The sequence below is a fragment of the Desulfosarcina variabilis str. Montpellier genome (genome assembly GCF_048565275.1).
Classification (GTDB): Bacteria; Desulfobacterota; Desulfobacteria; order Desulfobacterales; family Desulfosarcinaceae; genus Desulfosarcina; species Desulfosarcina variabilis.
This window is the reverse complement of the sequence record NZ_CP159846.1, coordinates 4,589,611-4,614,658: the sequence shown is the minus strand read 5'-3', so window position 1 is coordinate 4,614,658 and position 25,048 is coordinate 4,589,611. Positions and strand designations below refer to the sequence as shown.

General features: G+C 49.3%; 25 protein-coding genes and 2 tRNA genes. 16 read left to right on the top strand and 11 right to left on the bottom strand.

Annotation, left to right across the window (positions count from 1 at the left end; genetic code table 11):
• Positions 1-3: 3 nt before the first annotated feature.
• The 6 genes from Dvar_RS20815 to Dvar_RS20790 form a co-directional block, all read right to left on the bottom strand.
• Positions 4-1,935: an aldehyde ferredoxin oxidoreductase N-terminal domain-containing protein gene (locus Dvar_RS20815; RefSeq protein ID WP_419663876.1), complete on the bottom strand. Its 1,932-nt coding sequence runs from the start codon at positions 1,933-1,935 to the stop codon at positions 4-6.
• A 570-nt stretch (positions 1,936-2,505) separates the two neighbouring features.
• On the bottom strand, positions 2,506-4,071 hold the full coding sequence (locus Dvar_RS20810; RefSeq protein ID WP_419663875.1) for an acyl-CoA carboxylase subunit beta: 1,566 nt from the start codon (positions 4,069-4,071) through the stop codon (positions 2,506-2,508).
• A 23-nt stretch (positions 4,072-4,094) separates the two neighbouring features.
• A complete protein-coding gene (locus Dvar_RS20805) occupies positions 4,095-7,631 on the bottom strand; it encodes an AAA family ATPase (protein WP_419663874.1) in 3,537 nt (1,178 codons plus the stop codon).
• Positions 7,628-8,884: a metallophosphoesterase family protein gene (locus tag Dvar_RS20800; RefSeq protein ID WP_419663873.1), complete on the bottom strand. Its 1,257-nt coding sequence runs from the start codon at positions 8,882-8,884 to the stop codon at positions 7,628-7,630. The genes Dvar_RS20805 and Dvar_RS20800 overlap by 4 nt, the downstream gene beginning before the upstream one ends.
• Positions 8,885-9,533: 649 nt before the next feature.
• Positions 9,534-9,608 (bottom strand) — tRNA-Cys (locus Dvar_RS20795).
• Between the two features lie 13 nt (positions 9,609-9,621).
• A tRNA-Gly gene (locus Dvar_RS20790) sits at positions 9,622-9,696 on the bottom strand.
• A 193-nt stretch (positions 9,697-9,889) separates the two neighbouring features.
• On the opposite strand from Dvar_RS20790, the gene Dvar_RS20785 reads away from it, so the two are divergent.
• Positions 9,890-10,255 carry a hypothetical protein gene (locus tag Dvar_RS20785; RefSeq protein ID WP_419663872.1) on the top strand — a complete coding sequence of 122 codons (366 nt, stop codon included), beginning with the start codon at positions 9,890-9,892 and terminating at the stop codon, positions 10,253-10,255.
• A 265-nt stretch (positions 10,256-10,520) separates the two neighbouring features.
• Here the strand turns inward: Dvar_RS20785 and Dvar_RS20780 are convergent, their stop codons facing one another.
• The 5 genes from Dvar_RS20780 to Dvar_RS20760 all read right to left on the bottom strand — a co-directional run bounded on the left by Dvar_RS20780 (position 10,521) and on the right by Dvar_RS20760 (position 14,431).
• The gene (locus Dvar_RS20780) at positions 10,521-11,198 is read right to left on the bottom strand and encodes an ATP-binding protein (protein ID WP_419656561.1); all 678 of its coding nucleotides are present in this window, start codon (positions 11,196-11,198) and stop codon (positions 10,521-10,523) included.
• The gene (locus Dvar_RS20775; RefSeq protein WP_419656560.1) at positions 11,195-12,871 is read right to left on the bottom strand and encodes an integrase; all 1,677 of its coding nucleotides are present in this window, start codon (positions 12,869-12,871) and stop codon (positions 11,195-11,197) included. The genes Dvar_RS20780 and Dvar_RS20775 overlap by 4 nt, the downstream gene beginning before the upstream one ends.
• On the bottom strand, positions 12,862-13,416 hold the full coding sequence (locus tag Dvar_RS20770; RefSeq protein ID WP_419656559.1) for a DNA methylase: 555 nt from the start codon (positions 13,414-13,416) through the stop codon (positions 12,862-12,864). Before Dvar_RS20770 ends, Dvar_RS20775 begins: the two co-directional genes overlap by 10 nt.
• Before the next feature lie 16 nt (positions 13,417-13,432).
• Positions 13,433-13,729 carry a CHC2 zinc finger domain-containing protein gene (locus Dvar_RS20765; RefSeq protein WP_419656558.1) on the bottom strand — a complete coding sequence of 99 codons (297 nt, stop codon included), beginning with the start codon at positions 13,727-13,729 and terminating at the stop codon, positions 13,433-13,435.
• Positions 13,730-13,795: 66 nt separating this feature from the next.
• Positions 13,796-14,431, bottom strand: a complete 636-nt coding sequence (locus tag Dvar_RS20760; RefSeq protein WP_419656557.1) for a hypothetical protein — start codon at positions 14,429-14,431, stop codon at positions 13,796-13,798.
• 225 nt (positions 14,432-14,656) lie between these two features.
• Between Dvar_RS20760 and Dvar_RS20755 the strand changes: the two genes are divergently transcribed.
• The 15 genes from Dvar_RS20755 to Dvar_RS20685 all read left to right on the top strand — a co-directional run bounded on the left by Dvar_RS20755 (position 14,657) and on the right by Dvar_RS20685 (position 25,013).
• Positions 14,657-15,535, top strand: a complete 879-nt coding sequence (locus Dvar_RS20755) for a hypothetical protein (RefSeq protein WP_419663871.1) — start codon at positions 14,657-14,659, stop codon at positions 15,533-15,535.
• Positions 15,447-15,716: a BRCT domain-containing protein gene (locus Dvar_RS20750; RefSeq protein WP_419663870.1), complete on the top strand. Its 270-nt coding sequence runs from the start codon at positions 15,447-15,449 to the stop codon at positions 15,714-15,716. The genes Dvar_RS20755 and Dvar_RS20750 overlap by 89 nt, the downstream gene beginning before the upstream one ends.
• A gap of 31 nt (positions 15,717-15,747) precedes the next feature.
• Positions 15,748-16,839 (top strand): BRO family protein, encoded by a 1,092-nt coding sequence (locus tag Dvar_RS20745; RefSeq protein ID WP_419663869.1) that lies wholly within the window; start codon positions 15,748-15,750, stop codon positions 16,837-16,839.
• A gap of 51 nt (positions 16,840-16,890) precedes the next feature.
• A complete protein-coding gene (locus Dvar_RS20740) occupies positions 16,891-17,064 on the top strand; it encodes a hypothetical protein (protein WP_419663868.1) in 174 nt (57 codons plus the stop codon).
• Entirely contained in the window at positions 17,061-17,672 is a 612-nt protein-coding gene (locus Dvar_RS20735; RefSeq protein WP_419663867.1) for a hypothetical protein, read from the top strand. Before Dvar_RS20740 ends, Dvar_RS20735 begins: the two co-directional genes overlap by 4 nt.
• Before the next feature lie 116 nt (positions 17,673-17,788).
• Positions 17,789-19,192 carry an IS1380 family transposase gene (locus Dvar_RS20730; protein ID WP_419663866.1) on the top strand — a complete coding sequence of 468 codons (1,404 nt, stop codon included), beginning with the start codon at positions 17,789-17,791 and terminating at the stop codon, positions 19,190-19,192.
• 310 nt (positions 19,193-19,502) lie between these two features.
• Positions 19,503-19,814, top strand: a complete 312-nt coding sequence (locus tag Dvar_RS20725; protein WP_419663865.1) for a hypothetical protein — start codon at positions 19,503-19,505, stop codon at positions 19,812-19,814.
• The gene (locus tag Dvar_RS20720) at positions 19,757-20,263 is read left to right on the top strand and encodes a hypothetical protein (protein ID WP_419663864.1); all 507 of its coding nucleotides are present in this window, start codon (positions 19,757-19,759) and stop codon (positions 20,261-20,263) included. Before Dvar_RS20725 ends, Dvar_RS20720 begins: the two co-directional genes overlap by 58 nt.
• Positions 20,264-20,271: 8 nt before the next feature.
• On the top strand, positions 20,272-20,484 hold the full coding sequence (locus Dvar_RS20715) for a hypothetical protein (protein WP_419663863.1): 213 nt from the start codon (positions 20,272-20,274) through the stop codon (positions 20,482-20,484).
• A gap of 13 nt (positions 20,485-20,497) precedes the next feature.
• Complete coding sequence (locus Dvar_RS20710) at positions 20,498-20,893, top strand: DUF4326 domain-containing protein (protein WP_419663862.1); 396 nt, start codon at positions 20,498-20,500, stop codon at positions 20,891-20,893.
• Positions 20,894-20,903: 10 nt separating this feature from the next.
• Positions 20,904-23,288 (top strand): ATP-binding protein, encoded by a 2,385-nt coding sequence (locus Dvar_RS20705; RefSeq protein ID WP_419663861.1) that lies wholly within the window; start codon positions 20,904-20,906, stop codon positions 23,286-23,288.
• A gap of 18 nt (positions 23,289-23,306) precedes the next feature.
• A complete protein-coding gene (locus Dvar_RS20700; RefSeq protein WP_419663860.1) occupies positions 23,307-23,708 on the top strand; it encodes a hypothetical protein in 402 nt (133 codons plus the stop codon).
• Positions 23,709-23,772: 64 nt separating this feature from the next.
• Positions 23,773-24,075 (top strand): helix-turn-helix domain-containing protein, encoded by a 303-nt coding sequence (locus Dvar_RS20695; protein ID WP_419663859.1) that lies wholly within the window; start codon positions 23,773-23,775, stop codon positions 24,073-24,075.
• A 164-nt stretch (positions 24,076-24,239) separates the two neighbouring features.
• Positions 24,240-24,515: a hypothetical protein gene (locus Dvar_RS20690; RefSeq protein WP_419663858.1), complete on the top strand. Its 276-nt coding sequence runs from the start codon at positions 24,240-24,242 to the stop codon at positions 24,513-24,515.
• 12 nt (positions 24,516-24,527) lie between these two features.
• Positions 24,528-25,013, top strand: a complete 486-nt coding sequence (locus Dvar_RS20685; RefSeq protein ID WP_419663857.1) for a WGR domain-containing protein — start codon at positions 24,528-24,530, stop codon at positions 25,011-25,013.
• Positions 25,014-25,048: the final 35 nt, after the last annotated feature.

Below are 25,048 nucleotides of genomic sequence, written 5' to 3'. Positions count from 1 at the left end.
TTATTAATTCTCTGTTTCCGCATCACTGCCGGTCAGAATGCCTCTTTTGACAAAATCTTCACTGACAAATTCCAGGCCGAGTTCATCGAGCGTCTTCTTGGTCGGGATGCCCTCTTTGTTCCAGCCCTTGAATTCGTAGTAATCGTCAAGCAGTTTCTGCTCCATCTCTTCATCCCGGACGACCCAATGATCTTCAGGCGGCCGCTCATCTTTTCGTCTCAGGCCTCGCCTGACATTGACAGCCCGCACCAGGGTGCGGATGCGCTGGAAACATTTCCACAGTTTATCCTTGTCCATTTCAAAACCGGTGGACAATGCGATAAAATCAGGAATATTATTCATATGATAGGCAACGCCACCGCCAAACTGCCCCCTGAATGATGAAACGAATCCGCAAAGGCCGATGGAATCGTCGATGTAATGCATGGCCTCGTTCCAGTCGACGATATCACAGAACGCCTGATTGGACATGATGTTGCGCTTTTCCCATTTGAGGAAGTAGTCTTTGAATTTTTGGTCCGGTGGGGCATCCCAATTGTCGACGAATGCCTGCCGTTCTTCCAGGTCAGGAATCGGATCCTGGGGAAAAGAGCCTTCAATCTGGGTGATACTCATTTTCTCACCCGTGGCGATCATCAGAAAATAAGCCGGGTTGATCTTACCCAGTTTAATGGGCAGCTGTTCAAATTTCTTGATGGTATTGTGGTCGTATGCTTCGGCGCCCTTTCCGATTCTCCGGGCGGCCCAGTAAACACCGTCAGCCAAGATGTCGCCGATTCCTTCTCGGCGAACGATCTTTTCCATCAGATAGAAGAACCGATCCCCACTGTCCTTCGGGAAATCAGGCATATCGGCGTCTGTTAGTATGCCGGCTTCATAGAGTTCTACCGCCAATGCCATCGCCTGGGGGGTTGAATAGGAATCCAACCCGTATTCCTGAGCCTCGCCCAGAATTTCATAGCTGAAATCCAGTTCCTTGAAAGCCGCCATGTGATAGGTATCTTTTCCATAGCACTTGTAGGCGAAGCGTTTGCGGCCCGGATACTTGATGACGTTGCGGCATTTCTTGGGGCAGTTGTAGCAACTCGTCTGACGATCCATGTTATCGTATTTGATTTTGGTCCAACGCTCTTGCAGTTCATCGCTCCAGAAATTCAACCGACGGACACGCGCATTGCCCCAGGAAAAATGATTATGATGGAAACTGTCATCCTCATCATAAGCCATCCAGTCCCCACACCCATCACTTCCGCCGATTTTTTTATGCATTTCCATGCAAATTTCGAAAAGCTCGGCCGGTTTGGCGACGTTGACATCCTTGGTTCCTCTGACGGCAATGGCCTTCAGGCGCTTGTCGCCCATGATGACGCCCACGCCGCGTGCGGCGCTGGAGTGCCCATGGTCAATGGATGCCGTATACACCCGATTTTCGCCGGCCAGACCAATGGCGGCCACCTGAATCTTTTCGTCTTTGAGTTCCTTTTTCAACACGTCACCGGTTTCCGTGCAGCCCAACCCGCGCAAATGGGTAGCATCACGAATTTCCACCGTGTCGTTGTTAATATAAAGGTAGACCAGGTCGTCCGCCTTGCCGCGGATGATAATTTGATCATAACCGGCATATTTCATTTCCGGTCCAAAAAAGCCTCCCATCAGCGAATGCGACATGAGGTTGGTCTGGGGAGAAAAGGTATTGACCGAAACGCGGTTAGCTGCCGGTGTGGGTGTACCATGTAAAAGCCCAGCACTGAAAATCAAAAGGTTATCTGGAGAAAAGGGGTCTGTTTCAGGGGGAACCCGTTCAAAGAGTATTTTGGCAGCCGCGCCCTGGCCCCCTAAAAACAGCTCAGTTATTTCTGGATCTGTTTCCACCTTTTCAATGTTACCACGGGATAGATCAATCTCTAAATTAACCCCTGTTGCGCCGTACCTCATTTTGTTACCCCTTTTGAAGTAGTAGATCCTTTTTTATGGACCAATTGGTAATTGGGCTCGCAAGATGTACCCAATTTTGGTCTGGTACAAATCGTCTTGGCACCTTTCTCTTGGGAGAACGAACGTTTTCTATAACTAACTTTGGCCCTTAATTTTGTCAAGCAAAAAAATAAAAGTGCTGAAAATATTAGAAATAGCTTTTGTCAAAAAAGAATATTTTGGATAGATACTATCTATGTATTGAAGGTATTATTTTTCAGTTTTAGTTATATTTAGTAATTTATTTATTATATTTTTTAAAAAGGATTAAAACTTACCTTAAATAACCTTATAATTTTTAGCGAGGTTTGGCTGATGGGCCATTCTTTAGGATGGGAAGTTCCCCTGGCGGGCGCCGGCAGATACGTTCGGTCAATGATGACATAACGAAACGGATTATTGTCCATTTCGGCTCGTAGGTCAAGAAAAGAAAAAAACGAAGGGGAAAAAAATTAGTATAGAGGGGAAAAAGGCAATCCGCTATTTGGTGGCCATCCAGAAATGACCCATTTCTGGATGGCCACTATTTATCTAGCATCGCATGCCACGTTTCTTAGGCCCGAGATTGGTTGATTCCATCTGATAGGCCATCTCAACCCATTCGCACAGCAGCGGACGGGTTTCCACCGGATCGATCATATCCTCAATGCCGAATGCCTCGGCAGTTCTAAAGGGGGAGGCCACAGCCCGGTATTCATCCTGGAGTTTTTCAAGGTACCCCTTTGGATCATCGGCCGCCTCAATTTCCCGCCTGTGGGCCGCATACACGCCCCCTTCCACGGGAATGTTACCCCATATGGCCGACGGCCAGGCATAGCGCCAGCAAAAACGCAGCCCGCTTTTCTGGGCGCCACCGGCCACACCAAAACACTTCCTCACATAAATAACGGCCATGGGAATGGTGGCCTGGATGATCGCGAAACTGGCCCGCACCCCTTTGCGAATGGTTCCTTGAATTTCGCTTTCCTGGCCAATGGTAAACCCGGGCTGGTCCACAAAATTGACAATGGGCAGGTGAAACGTATCACACATGTCGATAAAGCGTTGAAATTTTTCAGCCACATCATAATTAAAGGAACCACCCAGAAAATGCGGGTCATTGGCCAAAATGCCAACCGGGTACCCATCTATCCGTGCCAAAGCTGTAATCTGCGAGCGGCCCTGATATTTTCCAATCTCAAACATCGAGTCCCGGTCGAGCACCATGGTCAATAGTTTGCGCATATCATAGGCTTTGCGTTTGTCCCGCGGAACAATGCTCGCCAGATCCGCTTCCTGGCGCTGTGGGTCATCTTTTTCAGTAAATTGACGCCTGGGCATCCCCCAGACATTGGCGGGCATATAGGAAAGAAAGCATTTGACCTGGTCCAGGGCATCTTTCTCATCGACCGCATCGTTGTCCACCACCCCGGTCTGCCGCGTATGCAGAAGGTAACCGCCCAGATCCTCTTTGGTCAGCTCCTCACCAAAGGCCGATTTGACCAGCGGCGGACCGCCCACAAACACATGACACATATGCCTGACCATCACCGAAAAATGGCTTTGTACCATGTATAGCGCCCCAAGGCCGGCCACGGATCCGAATCCGGCCGCCACAACCGGCACCTCGCTCATCATCTCCACCCGATCCTGGGCACACTCATCGCCGGAGCTGGGCAGCTCGGTGTAACCAATTTCCAGAATTTCCTTGATAGATCCGCCGGCCCCTTCCACCAGACGCACGATGGGCAGTTTCAGCGAGCGGGCCATTTTTACAAAATAGGCTCCCTTGCTCTTGTACATACGCCCCACCGAAGCGCCTTTGATGGTGAAATCATCTCCGTGAACCGCGACCCGCCTTCCGTTTAACTTGCCAATGCCCATAATAAACGGACAAGGCACCAGACTGTCTAGCCGATGGGGGTCGTCCGGGTCGTACGTGGGCACGCCGGCCAGCATGCCCCGTTCCATAAACGTGTTTGCATCGCAAAGGCGTTTGATACGCTCGCGCACGGTCATTTTACCGTGTGCATGTTGTTTGGCGATGTTCTTTTCTCCGCCCAAGCGATGGGCGATGGTTCTTCTTTTGGCCAGTTCATCCAGTTCTTTTTGCCACACGATTACAATCCCTTGTCTGCTTTCTAATTCAAGCTAAGAATATTAACTGCCGGCTTAAGCGTTTCAGAGCTCTCGATCAGGTCCGCCAAATGGCGGTGATGGGTAAAAAAGAGCACCTGCATTTTTTGGGAAAGCGCAAACAGCACCTCTAATGTGGCCAGGGCACGATCGTCATCAAAGCGCAGCAGAATGTCGTCGACGATAAAGGGCAGTGGCTCGTTGTGCGCCAGGTATTGCTCCAGGCTGGCCAGCCGAAGGGCCAGATACAGTTGATCGGCCGTGCCGTCACTCATTCCATCCACCGTCACCTGAGCGGCCTTCGCATGGGTGTTGGATCGAATCCCCACCAAAATCGGGTTGCCCTTTTCATCGTACTCGGCCCGCAAACTGCTGAAGGCCCCTAAGGTCATCTGCGCGAACAGCTCGCTGGCCCGCGAAATCAATGGGCCCTGATGTTTGCTGCGGTATTGTTCGACGGTTCGGGCCAAAATGACCGATGCGATTTTCAGTCGTGCATACGCTTGTACCTGCGACTCGAGGCTGGCCAGCAATCGTTCGGCCTTTTCGGCATAACTAGCCGCAGCAGCACTGCCATCCATGCGTTTGCGCTCTGCCATCTCACTGCCGATGGTCTGCTCCAAGGCCGATCGATCCTGCTCCAGATGCTCGACGTCTTCGCTGAGCCGCTCCAGCTCAGCGGTGATCCCATCGGCGTCCACCGCCGATGCTTCGGTGATGAATTCTTCCACCGTGGCACCGGCCCCCAACCGTCGCACTTGGTCATCGATGGCCGCCTGGTTTTGCAGCAGGGTTTTACGCCGCTGCGCCTGGCGCTGAATGTCGATCAGGGCATCCGCTGTTTCGCAGCCGGCTTCACGACACAGCGCGCTTAACAATGCCTGGCCGTTGAGAATCCGCACCTCGGCATCCTTATGGTTTTTTTGGGCCGCCTGCATTTGTTCGGTAAGGCTGCGCTTTTCGGATTCATCCCGGCGCGCAGCCGTCAGACGGGCGTAGAGCAGTTCAGCCGCCCTGTCCTTGGGCTCATCGGAAAGCGCTGCGGCCACGACGGTGACCAGTTGTTTGACCCGCTGACCAAAGGCAGCAGCGTCCCGCTCAATGCCATCAATGCGTTTTTTCAGCACCTCAGCCTCGTTAAGCTTGCTTTTCGCATCACGCACGCTTTCGATCACGGCCAGCACAGCCGTTGGACTGGCATCGGCTTTAATCCCCATGCGGCTGATGTTTTTCTCCCAGTCTGATGTCCAACCAGACAGTGCGCGATTCAGGTCATCCACCTCGGCAGCAACGTCGGCGGTCTCCTGGTTCAATGCGTCGATCTCCTGGTCCATGGCAGCAATACGCGTTCCCAGCAGCCGCTGGGCCTTAATGAAGGCCTTGGCCGCATGAATCATCTCCGGCAGACAGGCATCATCCGCCGACGGCGCGCCCGTATCGATCATCGCCTGGTGTAAACGGGATCGACTGCCGTCCAGGTCACTGGCGATGGCATCGCGCCGGCTCGCTGCCGCACGAAGCTCTCCGAGCTTTTCCCGAATGGCCAGCATGTCGAGCAGCCATGATCGCATCTCCGGAGGTGAAAGCGGTTCGAACTCTTCCCCAACCGGTGTCCACAGCTGCTTCCATGATTTTTTTAGGTCCTCACCGGCGGCGGCTTCGTCTGCCAATTCCTGCTGCGTTTTTTCAAGCACGGCAGACAACTGCAGGTGGCGCGCCCGAAGATAGGCTTTGCGGCTCACCTGATCCGCCTCAAGCCGCAGACGATCGGCAATATCATCCGCCCTTTTCATGCTCCATTCAAAAGCGTCCGGCAGGCTCGCCGCTGCCTCGGATTCACGGCAGAAGGCGTCCTGTTCGGATGCCGGTACGGGGTGTCCGCTTAACGTCCCCCGGATGATTTTCCATCCCCTGTCGCGCAGGGCCCGGACATCGTTTAAATCCGACTCGGTGGGCACGATATGGGCAAGATCGATGGACTGCAGGTCCGTCTGGATGCCATCAATCTCCTCCTGTACCTTGTGCTTTTGCGCCTGAAGCTGTTCGACGCGCCGCCCCACGGCATCCAGATGCCGATCAAATCGATCGATGGTTTCTGTCGCGGGCAAGGGCAGCGTGTCCACCCGCTCCAGTGATCCGGCCCACAATCGCTGACGACTGATGCGGCGGGTCAGATCTTTGTGAAGGGTCTGGATCGAGCGTTCCAGGTCCTGGCCCTGACCATGCAGAGCCATGGCGTCCTGGGCCGAGGTAACGGCTGTTTCAAGCGCGGTCACCTCGGCCGGCATGGACAATTGTGATCGTTTTTTATTCAGCATGTCCAGGCGGGCGTATAGTTTGCGCTGTCTTGCACCGGCAGACTCCAGCTTGGCCTGTAGGCGTTCAACGGCTTTGCTCAAATTCTGGATTTCCCCCACCGTGGACGGCGGCAAGGGCGGCAGTTGTCCAGCCGTACCGGTGATCGCGTCACCAATCTCGGCCAGAATCTCACCCGCCTGATGTCTCAGGGTGCGCATGCGCCCTTCCAGCCCGGGACGATCTTTCTGCGCTTTTCGAAAACTGCCCAGCTCATGTTGCAGGGACTCAATGGCCGATGCATGCTCGATCAATATATCGGAAACCTGAATGTCGTTGAGACGTTGGCGAATTTTGTCTATCTGTTTTTGGAATCGCTCAAAATCGCGGCTGGCAATGGCGATGTCTTTCTCGGCATCCCGCCTTTTATCGCCAAAATCATCCGCCAGGTCGGGGATCCCACGAAAGGCAATCAATTCGGTTTCGATCTCTCGTTTACGGGCGATCAACGGAAGCGCGTCATGAATGCGCTCAAGGCGAGCGATACGCTGTTTTTTTTGTTCAAGGCGGCTGTTTACCGCTGCCAATTGTTTTTGTGCCTGGCGCAGGTTGCGATCATGGGCTTGCCAGGTCTTGGCCAATAAAAGCGATTGCTTTTGCTCTTTTCTCACAGCCTTAATCTCAGCAATGCTCTTGTTGATGGCCGGCGTTGATCCACTCGGCTTGAACAACGCGCCGCAGTCCTGATCAAATCCCTGCTGGATACGCTGCAGCCGTATCAAGCCGGCGCCGGCAGCAAACAGGGCTTCACCAATGCGGCCTTTTCCGGAAACGATCTCCTCTCCTCCACGAATCAGATCGTCGTGTCCAATAGCAAACATCTGCTCGAACAGATCCTGGTGGATTCCGCCTAAAAATGAGGAAAGTGCCTGGTCATCCAGCACGGCTTCATCGTCTGCCCCGCGCAGGGTTTTGGCCAACCCTTTACGGCGGACAAAGTCAATGGTCTGTCCATCACTGCGCTTGAGGCTGGCACCGATGCGAAGATCCGGATAGGGGTGCAGGAAGTTATCCGCCGTGCGCGTCGGAATGCCAAAGAAAAGGTGCCGCAAGGCTCGCAAGGTGGAACTCTTGCCGGCCTCGTTGGGACCCACCACCAGATGGAAGTCAGATGAGCCGCTCGACAGATCGAGCGTCGTTTGGGTAAACGGTCCGTAGGCAAAAAGCCGGATAGTCTTGATTTTCATGGGCCTTCGTCCGCTTTCCGGAGGCGCTGGACCAACAGGGCCTGGGCCTGCTCAATCAATTCGCGAATCATTTCCGGATCATCCAAGCGGATCCGCGCCTCCCCCGTGCGATAATCCGCTGGCAGCTTTTGAATGACCGTGCTCAGGGCCTCTTCGCCAAGGGCCACAAGCTTGCTCTCGTCCTGTACCAGATCATGGGCCACAAGGGACAACTCCTTCAAGGGCCCCACATCCACCATATCCTGTGAGGGAGCGGTGGTGGCCACCACAATCTTTTCTATCCACGCCCGGTCGCCAAAAGATGCCAGAGCCGTGGATCGAATCAACTGCTTGATGTGTTCGGGATCCGATACCAGTCGGTGATGAAGATCGGTTGCCCCGCAAAGTTCAATCCGGGCAATCACCGGCAGGGGGTCATGGGATGCCAGTACCTGTTCAAAATCGTCATTAAATCGCTCCAACAGGGTATCGATGGTCTCGGCCCGGGCTACATCGATGACCACCTTCTCCCATCGGATGACATCCAGTGCATGATGGTGAATATCTGCCGGGCGATCCGCCTGTATGTCCACCAGCATACAGCCTTTTACCCCACATTCCCGGATGTGGCGGCCCTGAATGCAGCCGGGAAACACCACCGGCGGCTCCTCACACACAATTTCGGCCTGATGAACATGGCCCAGGGCCCAGTAGTCGATCCCCTTGTTGATCAAATCGTCAAGGTTGCAGGGGGCGTAGTTCTCATGCCCTTCACGGCCGGTCAGGCTGGTGTGCAAAATGCCGATATTGATGTAGCCAGCAACCGGCTCCGGATAGCGTCGTACCAAATTTTCCGTCACCGCGGCTTTGCCAAAACTCTGCCCGTGAATCGCCACCCGCAAATCTTCCAGAAGGATGGTTTCCGGCCCGGCCGATGAGAATACGTGGACGGTTTCCGGATACGGCAAACGGCGTGTCATCTGACCGGCCGCATCATGGTTACCGGCAACGATACACACCCGGATACCGGCATCGCTCAAACGCCGCACCTGACGGATAAAAAACAGGCCTGTGTTGTAGTCTTTCCAGTCTCCGTCGAACAAATCGCCGGCAATGAGAACCATGTCAACGGTCTCGCTCAGGGCCAGATCGATTAAATTCTCGAAGGCCCGCCTGGATGCCTGGCGGATTTCGTCAACCGGCGCACCCTCATAGGCCTCCAGGCGATGCATGGGGCTGTCGAGATGGATATCTGCAGTGTGAATGAATTTCATATGGTTTTCTTCCTGGATTGTTTTATTGGCTTCGCAATTTTGAGTCAATACCCTAATCTGGAACCTTAATTACCCATGGGGTATGTTTCCGGGTTCACAAGCCGGCCATCCGATCCGGTCCAGCATCATCTTTCTTCATATTCCGCGAGCTACTATTTAAAACGCAACCAACTGTTTCCATTTGTATATTAAAGAATAAAAAAATTAAATAGAAGACATGGTATGGATTGTGCTGGGAAAGACCCCGATGCAGTCGACGAGAACTGAAAGTAAATTAAAACATGCCCGTTGAAAAAGAGGAGATGGTTGTGAAACGAGCCCCGTTATTTCCCAGACCGACCACAAATGTCAGTCCAACCGACTTTCTACGCAATTTTTGGTGCCGGTATTACGACACCTGCCTGCAGGAGGCATCGGACCGGCATCGCTATCTGAGCTGTAGCCTGTGTGGATACAAAACCAATCATTATTTTGATGGATCTCTTGAATCGTCCCCGCCATCCCGCCGTTTCCCCCGCCTTTGATAGATCATGCCCAGCAATATAGAATATTCAAACAATTAGGTTTAACAGGGAAGCCAACTACGGCACGGTCAGACTGGATAAAAAAAAGGGCTGATTCAATCGGCCCTTTGCATATCATCACAGATTGGAGGCGGCAACCAGATTCGAACTGGTGAATGGAGGTTTTGCAGACCTCTGCCTTACCACTTGGCTATGCCGCCTTAAGAAAAAAAATGGAGCGGGAAACGGGATTTGAACCCGCGACTTCGACCTTGGCAAGGTCGCACTCTACCACTGAGTTATTCCCGCTCAGTTGGAAACGCATACTTAGAAGATATCGACGCAGATGTCAACAGATTTACTGATTATAACGGATTTAGGGGAGCTGGATGAACATTAGTGTAACATGTTGATTTTTCGTAATATTTAAACAACTAGACTTTTTATTAATGATTTTGTATAGTTAGAGACCATACCCTGGCAAGGAGGTCTCTAACTATACATGGGAAAAGCAGATGCAGCAACATCCACCACCCGACTCAATAGAACCATATGTTTACCATTTTCTCAAGAACCCTATGACAACAAAATCAATTCGGCCGTCGATTTCAGAAAATTTCTGGATGCGCAATATGAGCTTTTCCCAGAACTGTTTCCGCCTTCATTTTCCAAAGGCTATCGGATGAAAGATAAGTATCGTTCGAAAAAGCTGTCGATTTGGATCCGCCGTATTAAAGTTGATGGCATCGCCTATACGATACGTCCAGCCTTTGCTATGCCCTATATGACTGGGTTTACAAAGGATGTTGAAAAACCTCTCATGTTGCGCAAGGCTGCTGTTCCCTTCTGGATGTTAGCCTACGGCTAAGCGCTGGCGAATAGTGTAACGCCAATGTTCGCAAAATAATAATGCTCGCATTTTGCATGCCCCTAAGATATCGATAGTTTACTTCTCTTACAAGATGACATCCAAATGCAAAAAACCGGCTCGGTTTTCTGTCATTTTTCATTTTTTGACTGATTCCGGTCAAAAGCCCCCGGAAGTATGCAATCTAAATGATGGGGATTTTGTTCAGATCCTCGGGTTAAAGCTTAAAATGAAGGGGGTTGGATCGGTATCGGCTAAAGTCGGATCAATGGTTGGAGGGAAGATCGGTGAGGACTGTCAGGGCTAAATTGATATCCACAAGGCTATACTTGAGCTCCTTGGCCTTATCCTGGCATTCTATGCAGATTTCTTCAAATTTTCGCATATCACCGTCGGTGGCGGCATATATCTGCTCAATGGCTTCCGAAGAAAAATTTTTATACTCGGCAATAAAGTCTTCAACGATGATAGGATAAATCGTCAGTACCTTTAAACGGCTGAGAATATCCGGATGTTCACTGGCCAGATACGTTCTGACCTTGGGCAAGCCTGCAAAAACCATCGGGATGTATGCATCAATAATTCTTTTAAAATACGGCCAGACCCGGCGATCCAGATCATTGGCCTCATCGATTACAATAAAAAAACCGGTCAGGCTGCAGATTTTTTTCAGATTCCGGGACGTGTGCCAATGGGTTGCCACACCTTCATAATTTAGCTCCTGAAGGATTGATGCCAGGATTTCATGTTTGTTGTCCAGTGATTCGAGCCAAACCGGTTTTAATTTTTTCGGCTGGATCAATTGTAAAAAGCGGGTCTTGCCGGCGCCGTAGGCGCCCTCAATCAACACGCTTTTGCCCCGGTACATGCGGGTATAGACGCTGCTCAGATACGATACCCGACGCTTGTCATTGATGAAGTGTTCTTTGCGCTTTTTTTTCATGGCCCACTCGCCTTGCCCGGTGCAAGCTGATTTCGCCGATACCGATAATAATCGATGGCAAATGCGTTGAAGCGCACAAAACCGGCTCTGTCTGGCTCGTCTAGCTTGGCCACAAGCCGATCATAGCGTTTCGTGTTGTTTTCAAAGACGGCCTTTGCGATATCAAACGTCAGTCCGTTTCGGTAGCAGGCAATCAGGCTTTTCATATCAACGCTCATTTGCCTGGCTTCAAGATATGCAGCAATCTGTTCAACCTCATTTTGTTTCAGCCTTTTTTCTGACTTTTCCACCACGGATTTGGGTTTTTCCGACCGCTGCTGGCACAATGCCTCGCCCAAAAAAACGCCGTCTTTTTGGGGCTCAAAAATATAGAGTTTGTTGTTGCAGCAAGACACCTGAACGGGCGTGCTTTTGTGCGAACTGAATTTCTCAGCCCCCACAACCACGGTATATTTCTGTTTGTCGTAGGTGATGGTTTTTTGCGTGGAGACAACGGCTTTTCGCTTATCAAATCCATAGCGGATAAAGCCCTGCACGTGATCCGGATCAAATGCCAGGGTATCCTGATCCGACAAATATGCCGCAAGCTTTTCCCTGGGTACCCATTTTACCGATTTACCGGCCTCGGTAAATCGGTGAAGGCTTTCATTGTGCTGCCGGCGATACAATTCAAGCATCCGGCTGTGTCTTAACTGATCGAGGCTGATGTCCAGAAAGGTAACGACAATGGGCTCTTTTTTATTGCCTTTAAAGGCCCATCCCGGTTCGGTTTTTAAGATTTTGTCGGCAAACTTTTTAATGATACGGATCTCAAAATGATGCAGACTGCGATGGCTCGACTCCAGATGCACCTTGTGCTTCGGTGACCTTGGGCCGGTAAAGTCCGGCTCCATATAAAATCCATCGGGCAGCGAGTATTTGATGTTCAGTTCGTGGATAGGCCGCTTCAGGTTCAAAAACCCTTTGGCGCGATCCGGACGCAGCCGGATGCGTTTTTTGGGAAACGGCCCGTACAGTAAAAACCGGGTAAACAGATCCAGCGCATTGAGGCTGGTTTCCGAAAAATACAGTTCCAATACGAACATATACCGCGATCCGGTATCATAAAATTCGATCACCTGCGGTTTACGCCACTTTCCGTTTTCATCTTTGATTTTGATGTACTGAAAGCTGCAGCCGTCAACCTGCACCAAATCAAAAATGTCCTCGGGGTTGAAAAACCCCTTGGCCGGCAGTTCATCAAAATCGGGCTTTTTCAAATACAGATGCAGGTTTTCCTGGCGAACCAGACGGTAAAGGGCGTGTATGGAGATCTTTTTCTCAAATTCTTCTTCCAGAAATTGATGAAAGATCGTGATCTTTCGCGCCTTTCGGGTAACGTAGATAAAATTGTCGTCATCGGCATCACAGGCGGCTTTGACCATTTGAATAAAGCGGTTTTTTACGTCACAAGACAGCGCACGCGGCCGTCCGCTGCATTTTCGGCCCTCCATGATGCCGCGGCCGGCAAGCAGCAGTGGCTTGGGGATGATACCTGTTTTTTTATACTGGTCCACATAATACTTTTTGGCGCGGCGCTTGGCCGAACCGGTCTTGTTCATAATCTTTTTATGCAGCAAGATCATGAATTGATCATCTAAAGAAAGCGTTGAGATGTCCTGCTCTATCGCCACAATATTTTCTCTTTCATCACATTGTTCCAATACAAAGCGGTTTTTTGTGACGTTTTTCTCCAGCCGTCATTTTGCGCAATGCGGATCTGACAGAGCATCGCACGCACGGCTTTTTGGTAATCGGTGCTGATGACCTCGCGAAAGGCCGCTTTGGTTTTTTGCTCACCCAAGTGAGCCGATACGAACTTTTTGATATTCACCGCGGTGAGCGTTTGGCCGGTTTCTAAAAAATCGCGCCACACCCTTCTTTGGCTAAAGGCATCTATCCGGGTGAGGGGCCGGGCCTGTGATTCGTTTTTGGGCAACACCTCCCCAATTGGCGACAGGTTATCGATCACCGCAGCGGCCTCAATGAGCCGGTAGGCAGTAGAGCGGCCCATATCCCATCGACGCCTGAGATAACTTTCAAAGCTGTTAAAGGTCAGCTTGTGATAATGCCGGCCATCGCGGATCTCTCTGAGCGCTTTTCCAACGGCATAAAAATCCTGTCGATATTGTTTAATCACCGATTCCAGCTGCGAAAGGCGCCTTTTGGACAGAGCCATTTTCTGTACCCGATTCCTATCCATTTGTGCGGGTATCGGTCAGATGAGGTTTCAAATACTCAACCGTTTCCACGAAGCTTTGGGCGGTGACCGCCATGACCAAATCAATGGGATTAAAATTAATTTTGCACTCGAAGCATCTAGCCAGGTTGGTTTTTGGGTTGGTCGCCGTGTGAAATCCGTGGCAAACCGGACAGCGAAACCGGAGGTAGTTTGTACCGGTTCGCGTTTCTAGTGCCAAGGTGTGGATCATCTGGTCAATATCGATCTCATTGCGCAGCCTTTTTAAAAAACCATCCGTGTATGAACCCATAATCGCAGCCTCCTTTTGTGCTCGCCCGTTCAAGTTGGGGCGTTATGAAGGCACCGTATATCAAGTTCACACAGATGTTATTGCAAAGTCGGTGAAATCCGATTTGTTCAAAAACGCCACCGTCTTGAAAAACCACCAGCAGACAAAAAGGCAATGCTTCCTTTTGGGGGTTTTGTACTTTCTTTCAGGGATTTGTATCAGATCCAGATTTTCAAAAGACTGTGCAACGCTGCTTTTTGGAAGTGATTTTTTTATCCCATCGCAGGTAAGATCGGCTAATGTGCTGATCCAGCGATGGACGCTCGATGGTGCCAGGGCCTGGCCGCTGACCGGCCGTTCGGGGACACCATCATCGGTCATTACCGCATCTTCGTAGGTCTTGTGATCATCTTGCACATAGGCGCGGCTGAAGCTTTCAATGCTCTGGCGGGTGTAATGCTTGTTAGCAATGGCAAAATCCGGATAGCACGTGATGGTCTTTCCGCAATCCGGGCACCTGAAGCGCACCAATGTGCAAAGCACGGCTTCGACAAGCAACTCAACGATAATCAAAAACCGGCGTTCGCGGTATGCATGCAATTTGAAAAATCTGGACTCAACCTGACAGCGCGGGCATGGCGGAAGGCTGTGCGGTGTGATTTTATCCTTTTCTACTTTTTCCTGATATGCTCTAATATCATTGTATGTCGCTGTCGGCGGCATCGCTTATCCCTCCTGTTTATTAGTGTTTTGTGGTGATTCACTTCATAATACAGGGGGGATATTTTTTCAAAAGTGCGGGGTATGTCCATTTCATTCCCGGGCGGGATATCCGGATCGCACAGCAGCGGGGTAGCTTTGCCAGCGGGGTATAAATTTGTTACTGTATTTTGTAAAACCTTCCGTTACACTATTCGCCAGCGCTTATACGGCTTCGGAAAAAACCCGATGTATTGGTACCGAATGGAGACGTCTCTTGGCAAAAACAGCCTCATCGGCACCTCCATTAAAAACCCTGAATACCTGCCCCAGCATATCAGCGCGGATGAAAAACACAGCCGAATCAAGGGCGAAAAGGTCTATGTGCCCTGCACGGTCGGCAACGATTGCATTTTAGGCGTGGCCGTGAAGAAAAGTGCCGGCCAACAGGACCTTGAGGCCGGCTATGGTGTTTTTAAAAAGGAAGCGCAGGACTTGAACCCGACTTACTCTCCGCAAACCTGCAACACGGATGGCTGGATGCCAACCATGAACGCATTCAAGTCATTATTCCCGGCTATGGTGCTCATCTCCTGCTTTTTACACCTTTACATTTCCATCCGAGATCGATCACGGAAAAAGTTCAAAGATATCTTCCGGTTGGTTTCAGATAAGCTGTGGAGCTGCTATCAGGCTAAAAGCAAAGCCTCTTTTGCTCAACGGGTGAGGCGTCTTCACGAATGGGCTTCCTGCCGTGAGATGCCATCTGTCATCATGACCAAGCTTGAAAAGCTGCGCAATAATCTTCCCTCATTTTCAATTGCTTATAACCATCCCGGCGCGCATCGGACAAGCAACATGGTCGATAGGCTCATGCAACGATTGGATCGTTACCTATTCTGCACCCAATATTTCCATGGAAGTCTTGAGACAGCCGAGCAGGGTATTCGCGGATGGGCACTCATCCAGAATTTTGCGCCTTCAAATCCGAGGACGGTCGCCAAGTATCATGGCTTGCAAAGTCCGGCAGAAAGACTGAATGGCTTCCGATATCATGAGAATTGGTTGCAAAATCTTCTTATTTCGGCGTCACTCGGGGGGTTTAGAGGACCTCCCCAAAATCCGTGATAATCAGCATAAATTCATCATCAACAATGGCGGCAAAGTCTCCGGCTCCGTAACCAAGAAAGTCGATTTCCTGGTTTGCGGCGAGAAGGTCGGCTCCAAACGGGAAAAGGCTTTGCGGTTAGGTATCACCTGTATCAGCGAAGACGATCTTCGGATATGGTGCAACCCCAAGGCCGCATAGACGAATCAATACTTGAAGAAAGGAAACATTCATGACTGTCGAGATCGGAGCGTTTCTCAAAGAGGAACGAATTGCAGCAAACATGACCCAAGGAGAACTTGCCGCCAAAATTGTAAGCATCAGCCGCGTCGGGACTATTACTCGTAACGCCATTTCGATGATCGAACGTGGTAAAACCCCCTTCCCCCTTAATCGGTCGACTGACTTCATGATCGCCCTCGGCACCCCGAAGGTGAAATTTATGAATATCATCCGAAAAAACCATCCGACGATGGCGATCCTGGAGGATATCGAATCCGCACTTCCGGTTCCTGTAGTTGTAGACAGGAATACCCAGCTCTTCAAATTCGAAGGGCACGACATCACCACGATCAGTGATGATAAAGGCAACCCCTGGTGGATAGCGAAGGAAGTATGCGACGTACTGGGGATTAGCAACCCAACTATGGCCCTGAAATCTTTAGATAAAGATGAGGTGACTAAGTTAAACTTAGGCGGCTTGAAAGGCGAAGTGAATATCATCAACGAGCCCGGCCTGTATTCCCTGATCCTTCGATCCCGAAAACCCGCTGCCAAAATCTTCAAGCGGTGGGTGACCCACGAAGTTCTGCCGGCGATCAGAAAAACAGGTTGCTACACGGCCAAACCATCAGCCCCGGAACTGCCCGCTCCGATTTCGCCCCGCGACCAGCTTATCCTTGCTACTGTCGATAATTACCTCATGAAAGGGATGAATGCGTGCAATGAAGAATTCATCGATAAAGTTCGGAAATTGACAGATAAAGTCAATAAGCTCAGCATCGAGAACGCAACTCTCAAAGAAAAGGCCGACAGCTATGATCGCGTTTTTTCCGGTCGCTCCGGTTTCTGCATTCGAGATGCAGCCCGGATGCTCGGTCTCCCGATGCACTCCCTTTTTACATTCCTACGAAACAAAAAGTACATCGACAAGGACGATCTGGCATATTCGAAATGGGTGCAGAAAGGTTTCTTCATCATTCGCACCAATGCCAAGCACCCTCTCAAAATCGTACCCCAACAGACACTGATCACCCCTGCCGGTCTGAAATATTTCTCGGACATAGTTGCGAAAGGCAAATTTGACTTAATTGAAAAATTTTAGCCCAACATCATTGTAATCAATTACACTCCAATCGCCAGCCGAGGAAAAGACATGGCCGATCAAAACTACAAAGTAGCTTATCGATGTAATTATTGCGGAAGATCATTCCACGAAGTTGACGATCATCATTCAATGGCATCGATGCCTGTTTATGTGGATTATGATGGCCGTCAATACTGCACTGAATTTTGTCGCAATAAAGGTTATGAATTTTATAATTCGTGACTGCTCCCGGTTTTGAAAAACCGGGGCTTCTCGCGCTTTATCCTAAGAAAGAAAAAAGTGAAATGGAAAAAATTTATAATCCACCGTATGTGAAAAAAACAGAATATAATGCGCCTTTAAAAACGTTTAAAGGTAATTTTAGAACGAGGTTACAAGATGAATTTCAAATTAGAAGGGAAAAGAATAGATTAAAAATTAGAACTTACTTCAATTTAGATAGGATATATTGGCAATGGCATGCGACACTAACTTTTCCTATTAAACAATGGGAAAATTCTCAAATACGTAAAATGATAAGTCGTTTTTGCCATGCTATTGACAAGAAATATAAAGTTGCATTGATGGCTTTTGCTATCATTATATTTGACAAGAATAAATCACCTTACACCCATGTTATACTGGCAAATTCCCATTGTTATAAACCATGTTTAAAAGATTTATTAGATCTTGATCATAGTATTGTAATCAAAGATCTCTGGCCATACAATGGAGTTATCACAACTTCGAATAAATGGAATCAAGAACAAATAATAAACTTTATATTGAAACCATCAACTTTAATCCTCGATTCATTTGATAAAAGCCATTTTGATATATATTATTCCTAAAGTAGGCGATTTATAGAAAAAAAGAGTCCTCAAAAGTTGGATAACATGCTATAATGCTTGTTAAAAATCACCAAATTGACAACAAGCCAAAGCGCACCCAACAGGTGGAGGACTCTATGAGTAAACATAGCAAAAACTACCGGCAAAATGAACTCAAAATCCGACGTATCGAAGCCACTTCTGACCGATTGACCGGCAGGGCAGGATTGTCCCTGTTCGTAGCCTATATGCACGGTATCCAAGTTTTCAGTTGGTTGGATCGCTGGTTCGGTTCCATCCGGAAGAGTAAAAAAGGCCTCAATATTACAGAGCTTTTCAAGCAAGCGCTCTGTTTCTTTGTTGACGCTACCAGTCGACGACTGACCTACTTCGATCAGATTTCTCACGATGAAGGTTATGCTGGTAGCATCGAGACGCCAATAGAAAACATGGCTTCTTCGGATCAAATGAAGCGTTTTTTCAAAGCATTTGCCTGGACACGGGTATTTTTGTTCCGGCGTCTTCTGCAGACCCTTTTTATCTGGCGTTTGCGGATCAAGCAACCCGATGTCATCGAATTGGGCATCGACACGATGGTCATGGACAATGATGATGCAAAATGCCGGCATGGCGTCAAACCCACCTACAAAAAGAAAAAGGGTTTCCAACCGCTGCAGATGAATTGGGGGCGCTTCATCGTTGATGCGGTATTTCGAAGTGGGAACAAGCATTCCAATCATGGTGATGCAGTGCAGAATATGATCAAGCACATGGTCTTGAAAATCAGATTCGAGTATCGGGGTGACGTCCCAATCATTATCCGAATGGACAGCGGGTTTTTCGACCAGAAAATCTTTGCGCTTTGTGAATTGCTTCACATCGGCTACGTCTGTGGCGGTAAAGTCTACAAAGACATCAAACAAATGGCAGACAACTGGGACAAGTCCAAATGGAAACGGTTTGAATGCGGTAAGAACAAGGCATGGCAATATGTTGAGTTCGGTTGCAAACAGGGCAACTGGCATAAATTCCGCCGAGCGATCTTTTGCCGGTTGATGCATGACGACAGCAAGCAACTCTATCTTCCCGGGTTCCGTCCTGATACCGTCATTATCACCAATATCGGTCAGGGCGAGGCAATTGATGGTATGCTGAAAAAGGCCGGGGCGATGGATTACATGACCACCCAAGGGCTCGTTGCCTGCTATCATGAACGCGGCAGCGACGAATTGGCCAACCGGGCGTTGAAGGACTTTGGGCACGAGCAATTGCCCTTCAAACGATTTGCCCCCAACGCTGCCTGGTATTATACAATGCTGGTGGGTCATTTTCTGCTTGAATCCTTTAAAGAGGACGTTAGCGCTCCGGTTTTACCGATTGGCTCCTATGCCTCTACAGTACGCAGGCGCCTGATCGATATAGCCGGCAAGATTGTCTTTCACGGTAAAGAAACAGTCCTGAAAGTATCCAGGGCCTACTTGGAAAGCCTTCGTTTACCGGAGTTGTTCAGGAGGTGTGAAGAAGTTCCGATTATCGCATAACTGTTAAACAAGGCAGAACGGCATAGCAAAACTGATGGTGAGGTGCGTGCGAAATCTGGGATAAAAAGCATATGATCATATGCTTTAAGCCTGTAAACGATTCCCGTGAGAATTTAAGACCGGAAATTGCTTGTTCTCACTTTTCTGCCAGGTTTTTTCTTGAGACACGGCTGTTCAAAAACAGAATCGCCTACTTTAGGTTATTATAGGAAAAATTTTATGGAAAATCACTATAAAGAAGGAGATAAAAACATCTTTGAAAGAAAAATTTTAATCCCACATCAACGTAATTAATTACTTGGAGAGTAAAATGGATCCCTTAGACGAAACAGCCGAACGGCTGCTCAAAGACCTTATGGAAATCATGTGGTTTCGAGGCCCGTTTCCCGAGGAAGGCAAAGCCATCGAAATCATCAAGAAGCACCTGGCCATCGATGGCGGAATCACCCTTAATAAATCCATTCCACATCGATCGAACCCGCTCGTCAATCAACCCCATGACATGGTGCGGGTCCAGATGGATATGCCCAGGCATACCTGGCGACAACTGAAAAAGAGGCTCTTATGCAATTTTACACAGGCGTCGGAAGCCGCAAAACGCCGCCGGAAATCCTCACTTTGATGACCCGGTTCGCTATGTTCGCCGCACGGAACGGATTGATCCTCAGATCCGGTGGAGCCATCGGGGCGGACCAGGCTTTTGAAGCTGGAGCCGGTGATCTCAAGGAGATTTATCGCCCCGAAGATGCAACCCCGGAAGCCCTGGAACTGGCCGCGCAATACCATCCCGCATGGCATTACATGAAATGGTATTCCCGCCGACTGCATGGCCGTAACGCATTCCAGGTCCTCGGTAAGGGTCTGAACACTCCATCCAAGTTTTTGATCTGTTGGACCCCGGATGGATGCACCAGACACAGCACCCGGAAAACCAGCACTGGCGGCACTGGAACAGCGATCAGCATCGCCTCCGAAGTCGCCAAAATCCCCATTTTTAACATGCAAACAGCCGGCGGCCTTCTGGCCGTGGAAACGGCGATCCGTATTTTCGAAAGACAATTCAACATTTAGGAGGACCCATGCCTGACTATGTAACCATCAGCCGGGACCCGTTTGGTCGGTTCGATACCATTCGTCAAACCATTCTCAAAGATGAAAGAAAATCTTGCGCCTGGTGTGGTCGCCCTGGCCGGTTCCGCTACGGCTCACTGAACGATGGTCTCACCACGCAACCCCATTTCGATCAGGAAACCTTTTGCTCGATCGGCTGCCGCCGAGCTTATCACACCTAAAAAGGAGGCTATTGTGCATAATCCCTACGCTCGACAAGTTTTTGTCGACCCGTACAACAATGAGATCGAATATCCAAACCCTGGAACCATCCGAATCGTCAACCGGAAAGATCTGCCACCCCGAAGCTCCAATACCATTCGGATCGCTATCGATCGACCCCATTTACTTGGCAACCCCTTCATTATCGGCCGGGACGGTGACAGAGAGACCGTCATCAAAAAGTATCGAGAATGGCTGAACGCGGAATTTTGCAAGAACCCCCGCGATCCCCACCTGACCCCGATCGACAGGGAGATGATGCGAATCCACAAAGCGTATCTGGACGGCAAAGACGTTCACCTCGTCTGCAACTGCCATCCCCTCCCCTGCCACGGCCAAGTCATCAAAGAGATCATCGAGAAACTGTAAAGGAGACCAAATGACCACTTATGGCGCGGAATCAATCAAAATCCTTGAAGGACTCGAACCGGTGAGGGAGAGACCGGGGATGTACATCGGATCAACCAGCAGTACCGGCCTGCATCACCTTGTTTGGGAGGCCGTCGATAATTCCATTGACGAAGCCATGGCCGGACACTGCACCAAAGTTATAGTCACCCATCACGACGACGGCAGCATATCGGTCGAAGACAACGGTCGTGGCATCCCGGTGGATATCCATCCGACCGAAGGTGTCCCGGCGCTCCAGGTCGTTATGACCAAACTCCATGCCGGCGGTAAATTCGACGAGAAAGCCTACGGTGCATCCGGCGGGTTGCACGGCGTAGGCATTTCCTGCGTAAATGCACTCTCCGAGAAGCTCGATGCCTGGGTGTTCCGAAAAGGTATCGTTTATACCCAGACATATCAGCGAGGTATCCCGGTAGCCCCCATGTCGAATACGCTCACCGGCGATGCCAAAGCGACTGGTACCAAGGTTCAGTTCTGGCCTGATCCGACAATCTTTGAGACGACCCAATTCGATGACAAGATCATTGCCACCCGCCTCAAGGAACTGTCTTACCTCAACCCCGGCCTGGCCATCGAATTTATTGAACCTAAAGGCCAGAAACAACTTTTCAAAAGCAAGAACGGGCTGCTCGACTACGTCGACGACATCAGCCCGGACAAAGACCTCCAGCCGAAAGCCATCCAGGTTACCGGCTCCGATGGTGGCATCCACTGTTTCGTCGCCCTCCGGTGGACGAAAAGCGCCAAAGAGGAGATCCGCTCGTTCTGCAACAACATCAACACCATTGAAGGCGGGACGCACCTGACCGGCTTCAAGACCGGGCTCACTCGCGCCGCAACCAAATTCTTGGCCAATTATGTCCCCAAAAGCCTGGAACAACCCAGCGCCGATGATATCAGGGAAGGTCTGGTCGCCGTCGTCAGTGTTCGGGTTCCTCAACCCCAGTTCGAAGGGCAGACCAAAGCCAAACTGGGCACATCCGCCGCACAGACGGTCACCATGCAGCTCGTCTATCAGAAGCTCAACGAATATTTCGAAGACGCCAAAAAAGACGACCTAAAAAGCATCGCTGACCGAATCATCAACGCGACCAAGGCCCGCCTGGCAGCCCAACGGGCACGCGACAATGCCCGCAAAGCAGCCAATCTGGCCACCGACATGCTCCCCGGAAAACTCACCGACTGTCAAAGTTCCAATCCAGCCGAACGCGAAATATTTCTCGTGGAAGGCGATTCGGCCGGAGGCTCTGCCAAACAGGCCCGAGACCGTCGATATCAAGCAATTTTGCCGCTCAAAGGCAAGATACTCAACTGCGAAAAAGCATCCATGAAAACCATCCTTAAAAACCAGGAGATTCAAACGATCATCGCCGCATTAGGGATTGGGATCGGAACCGCCTCTGTGGATCTGAAGCGCCTGCGGTACCACAAAGTCATCATCATGACGGACGCTGATGTAGACGGCTGTTTGGCCGGCGAAACCAAAGTCAAATTGCTCCATGGTACTTACCGGACAATGGAAGAGCTTGCCATCCTTTACCCAAATGAATCGACTCGGTTCTGGGTATGGGCCGATGACGGGTCAGGACGCCACATCCCCGCCGTTGCTCATTCAGCAAGAATTACCCGCCATGTTTCCAAAATATACGAAGTCGAACTTGATGACGGGAGCGTGATTAGAGCAACTGGAAATCATCCGTTTATGCTTTTGACAGGTGAGTACACCCGCGTCGATGAGCTGGGGGTAGGCACATTGTTGATGCGGATGTCATGGCGTTTGAACGTTAAGGAGACTTATGATCGGAATCAAGAGGAAAATAAGGATTATAATCATAAAGTTGCTTCGATCCGACTGGTCGATCTGCCAGAACCAATACCAGTTTATGACCTAACTGTTGAAAAGTATCACAATTTCCTCGTGTGCGCCGGCGAAAGCTCGGGCGTTTTCGTCCACAACAGCCACATTCGGACGTTATTGTTAACCCTATTTTTCCGCCACCTGCCGGAAGTCATCCTCAATGGAAATTTATACGTTGCCCAGGCTCCGTTGTATCGGGTCAAAGCCGGTAAAGCCACTACCTGGGTCTATGACGATGAACAACTCGCCGAAGTCATGGCCAAATACAAAACCTCATCATTCAACCCGGTTGTCTCACGGTTTAAAGGACTGGGAGAAATGCCACCCGAAATCCTTTGGAAAACAACCATGGACCCAGCCAATCGCATCTTGACCCAGGTGTCCATCGACGATGCAGATTGCGACAGAATGTTTCAAATTCTGATGGGTGATCAGGTTCAACCCCGCGCAGACTTTATTGTCGAACATTCACTCGAAGCCGCCATCGACATCTAACAGGAAAGGAAGGTGAAAATGATTCAAAACAAGTTGATCCTTTATTGCACCAGGCTCGAACAGGCAATGCTCTGGGAGGTATGTAAGAAACGGCGGTGTTCTACATCCAATTGCCTATTTAAGAAAATCGTCAAAAACTTTGGTGAAAATTTATGGTCTCAATCTCCGATGCGAATTTCCACCATTACCGCAGTTAATGATAATTTGGAGGTGCTCACGCAGCCCCTGAAAATCATCCGAACCCCGGTCATTGATAATCGGCTGCCAAAAAATCAGGCAATATCAACCATTGAACAAGTTACCGATAATAAGATAAAAAATCCTAATCCTATTACACGCACGCCTGTTCGGACGCCTATCTCTTCCATATCAGATCTGCTTAGAGAAGAGATCATTGAAACTGCAAGGCAATTGAAGTAATTTGGTACTTGACAACCAATTAATTACTGTGTTAGTCGAGCGCCTAATAACAAATGGAGGCAACATGCCAAAAGAAGCCACATCAAAGAATAGAATTGGTAAAATGATCCGGAAGTATCGGGATCGCAACGAACTGACTCAGCTCGACTTTGCAAAACAGATTGGTTACAATTATGGCAATTTCATTGGTATGATCGAGTCTGGTCGCTCCGTTTTCCCTCTCGCCAAAGGGAAATGGTTGGAGTATGCACAAGCAATTGAAGCCGATCCGACCGAATTCCTACTGTATGCCCTTTGCGATGTCTATCCGGAAATGGAGCCGTATTTGTTTCCACTCATAGAAGTCGTGAAGAAAAAATCCAAATAAAAGGAATCCCCTTTAATCCGACTGTGAAAGTCGAAACTTAAGGGGATTTTTGGTGTCAATAAACAAAGCAACTAATTACATTGTAAGTAACTCGTTCTTGTTAAATATCTCTGGACTTTTGATTCTCAAACTAGCCTCCCCCCCCCTTTATAAAGGATCTTCATATGTATCCAAATTTGTCTGTTAATACAGTAAGATGTGACATCGAAGATTTTTTCGATACCATTATGACAGACCCCAAAGTCGAGAGCATTTTAACCAATGGGCTCGACCATCTTTACTCCAGGCAAGTAGGAGAAGAAATGCAGATCTTCCTCATATTTAACACCGACACGTTTTGGACAATGTTGTCGATGTCTGCATATTCCAAATTAAAAAAAGCTATCGCACAAGGTATCACCATTGAGGAGGTTGGCGCTATGCTAAATCTCCCCAAATAGAAAGGATAAGTAATGATGAAAGTTATCGATATTCACCTTGAATGTACTGAAGGTACATCCAATAAATATTGGCATGGTCAGGTGATTAGAACCACAGCCATTGGGAGAACAACATACGTTTTCAATGCTCATTATGGCAGGATCGGAGCAACCGGCCAAGAAACCAATAAGGCAGCAACAACAGTTTTCAATGCATTCAACATGCTGCTCACGAAACTTAAAGAGAAAGTCAAAAAAGGTTATGTATTCCGATCTGATTCAATTGTCCTCAGTAAAAAAGATCGAGAATACATGGAAAAGGATCTTGAAGTCGCACTCTCCCGGTTTTCTGCTTCTGCACAGAGCCTACCGGGTTGGATTCCACCAGCCGCAATTACAAAGAAAGAAGCCCTCAAAACATCCGACGTTGCCGGAAAATATAAATATACCGATATGAAAAAATCATCACCCGCATCGCCTGCATCAAAAGTTGTCAGAAAAGCAATGATAACGATTTAGTTGCGCCCGGTCTTCAAAGTAATTAGTTACATTCT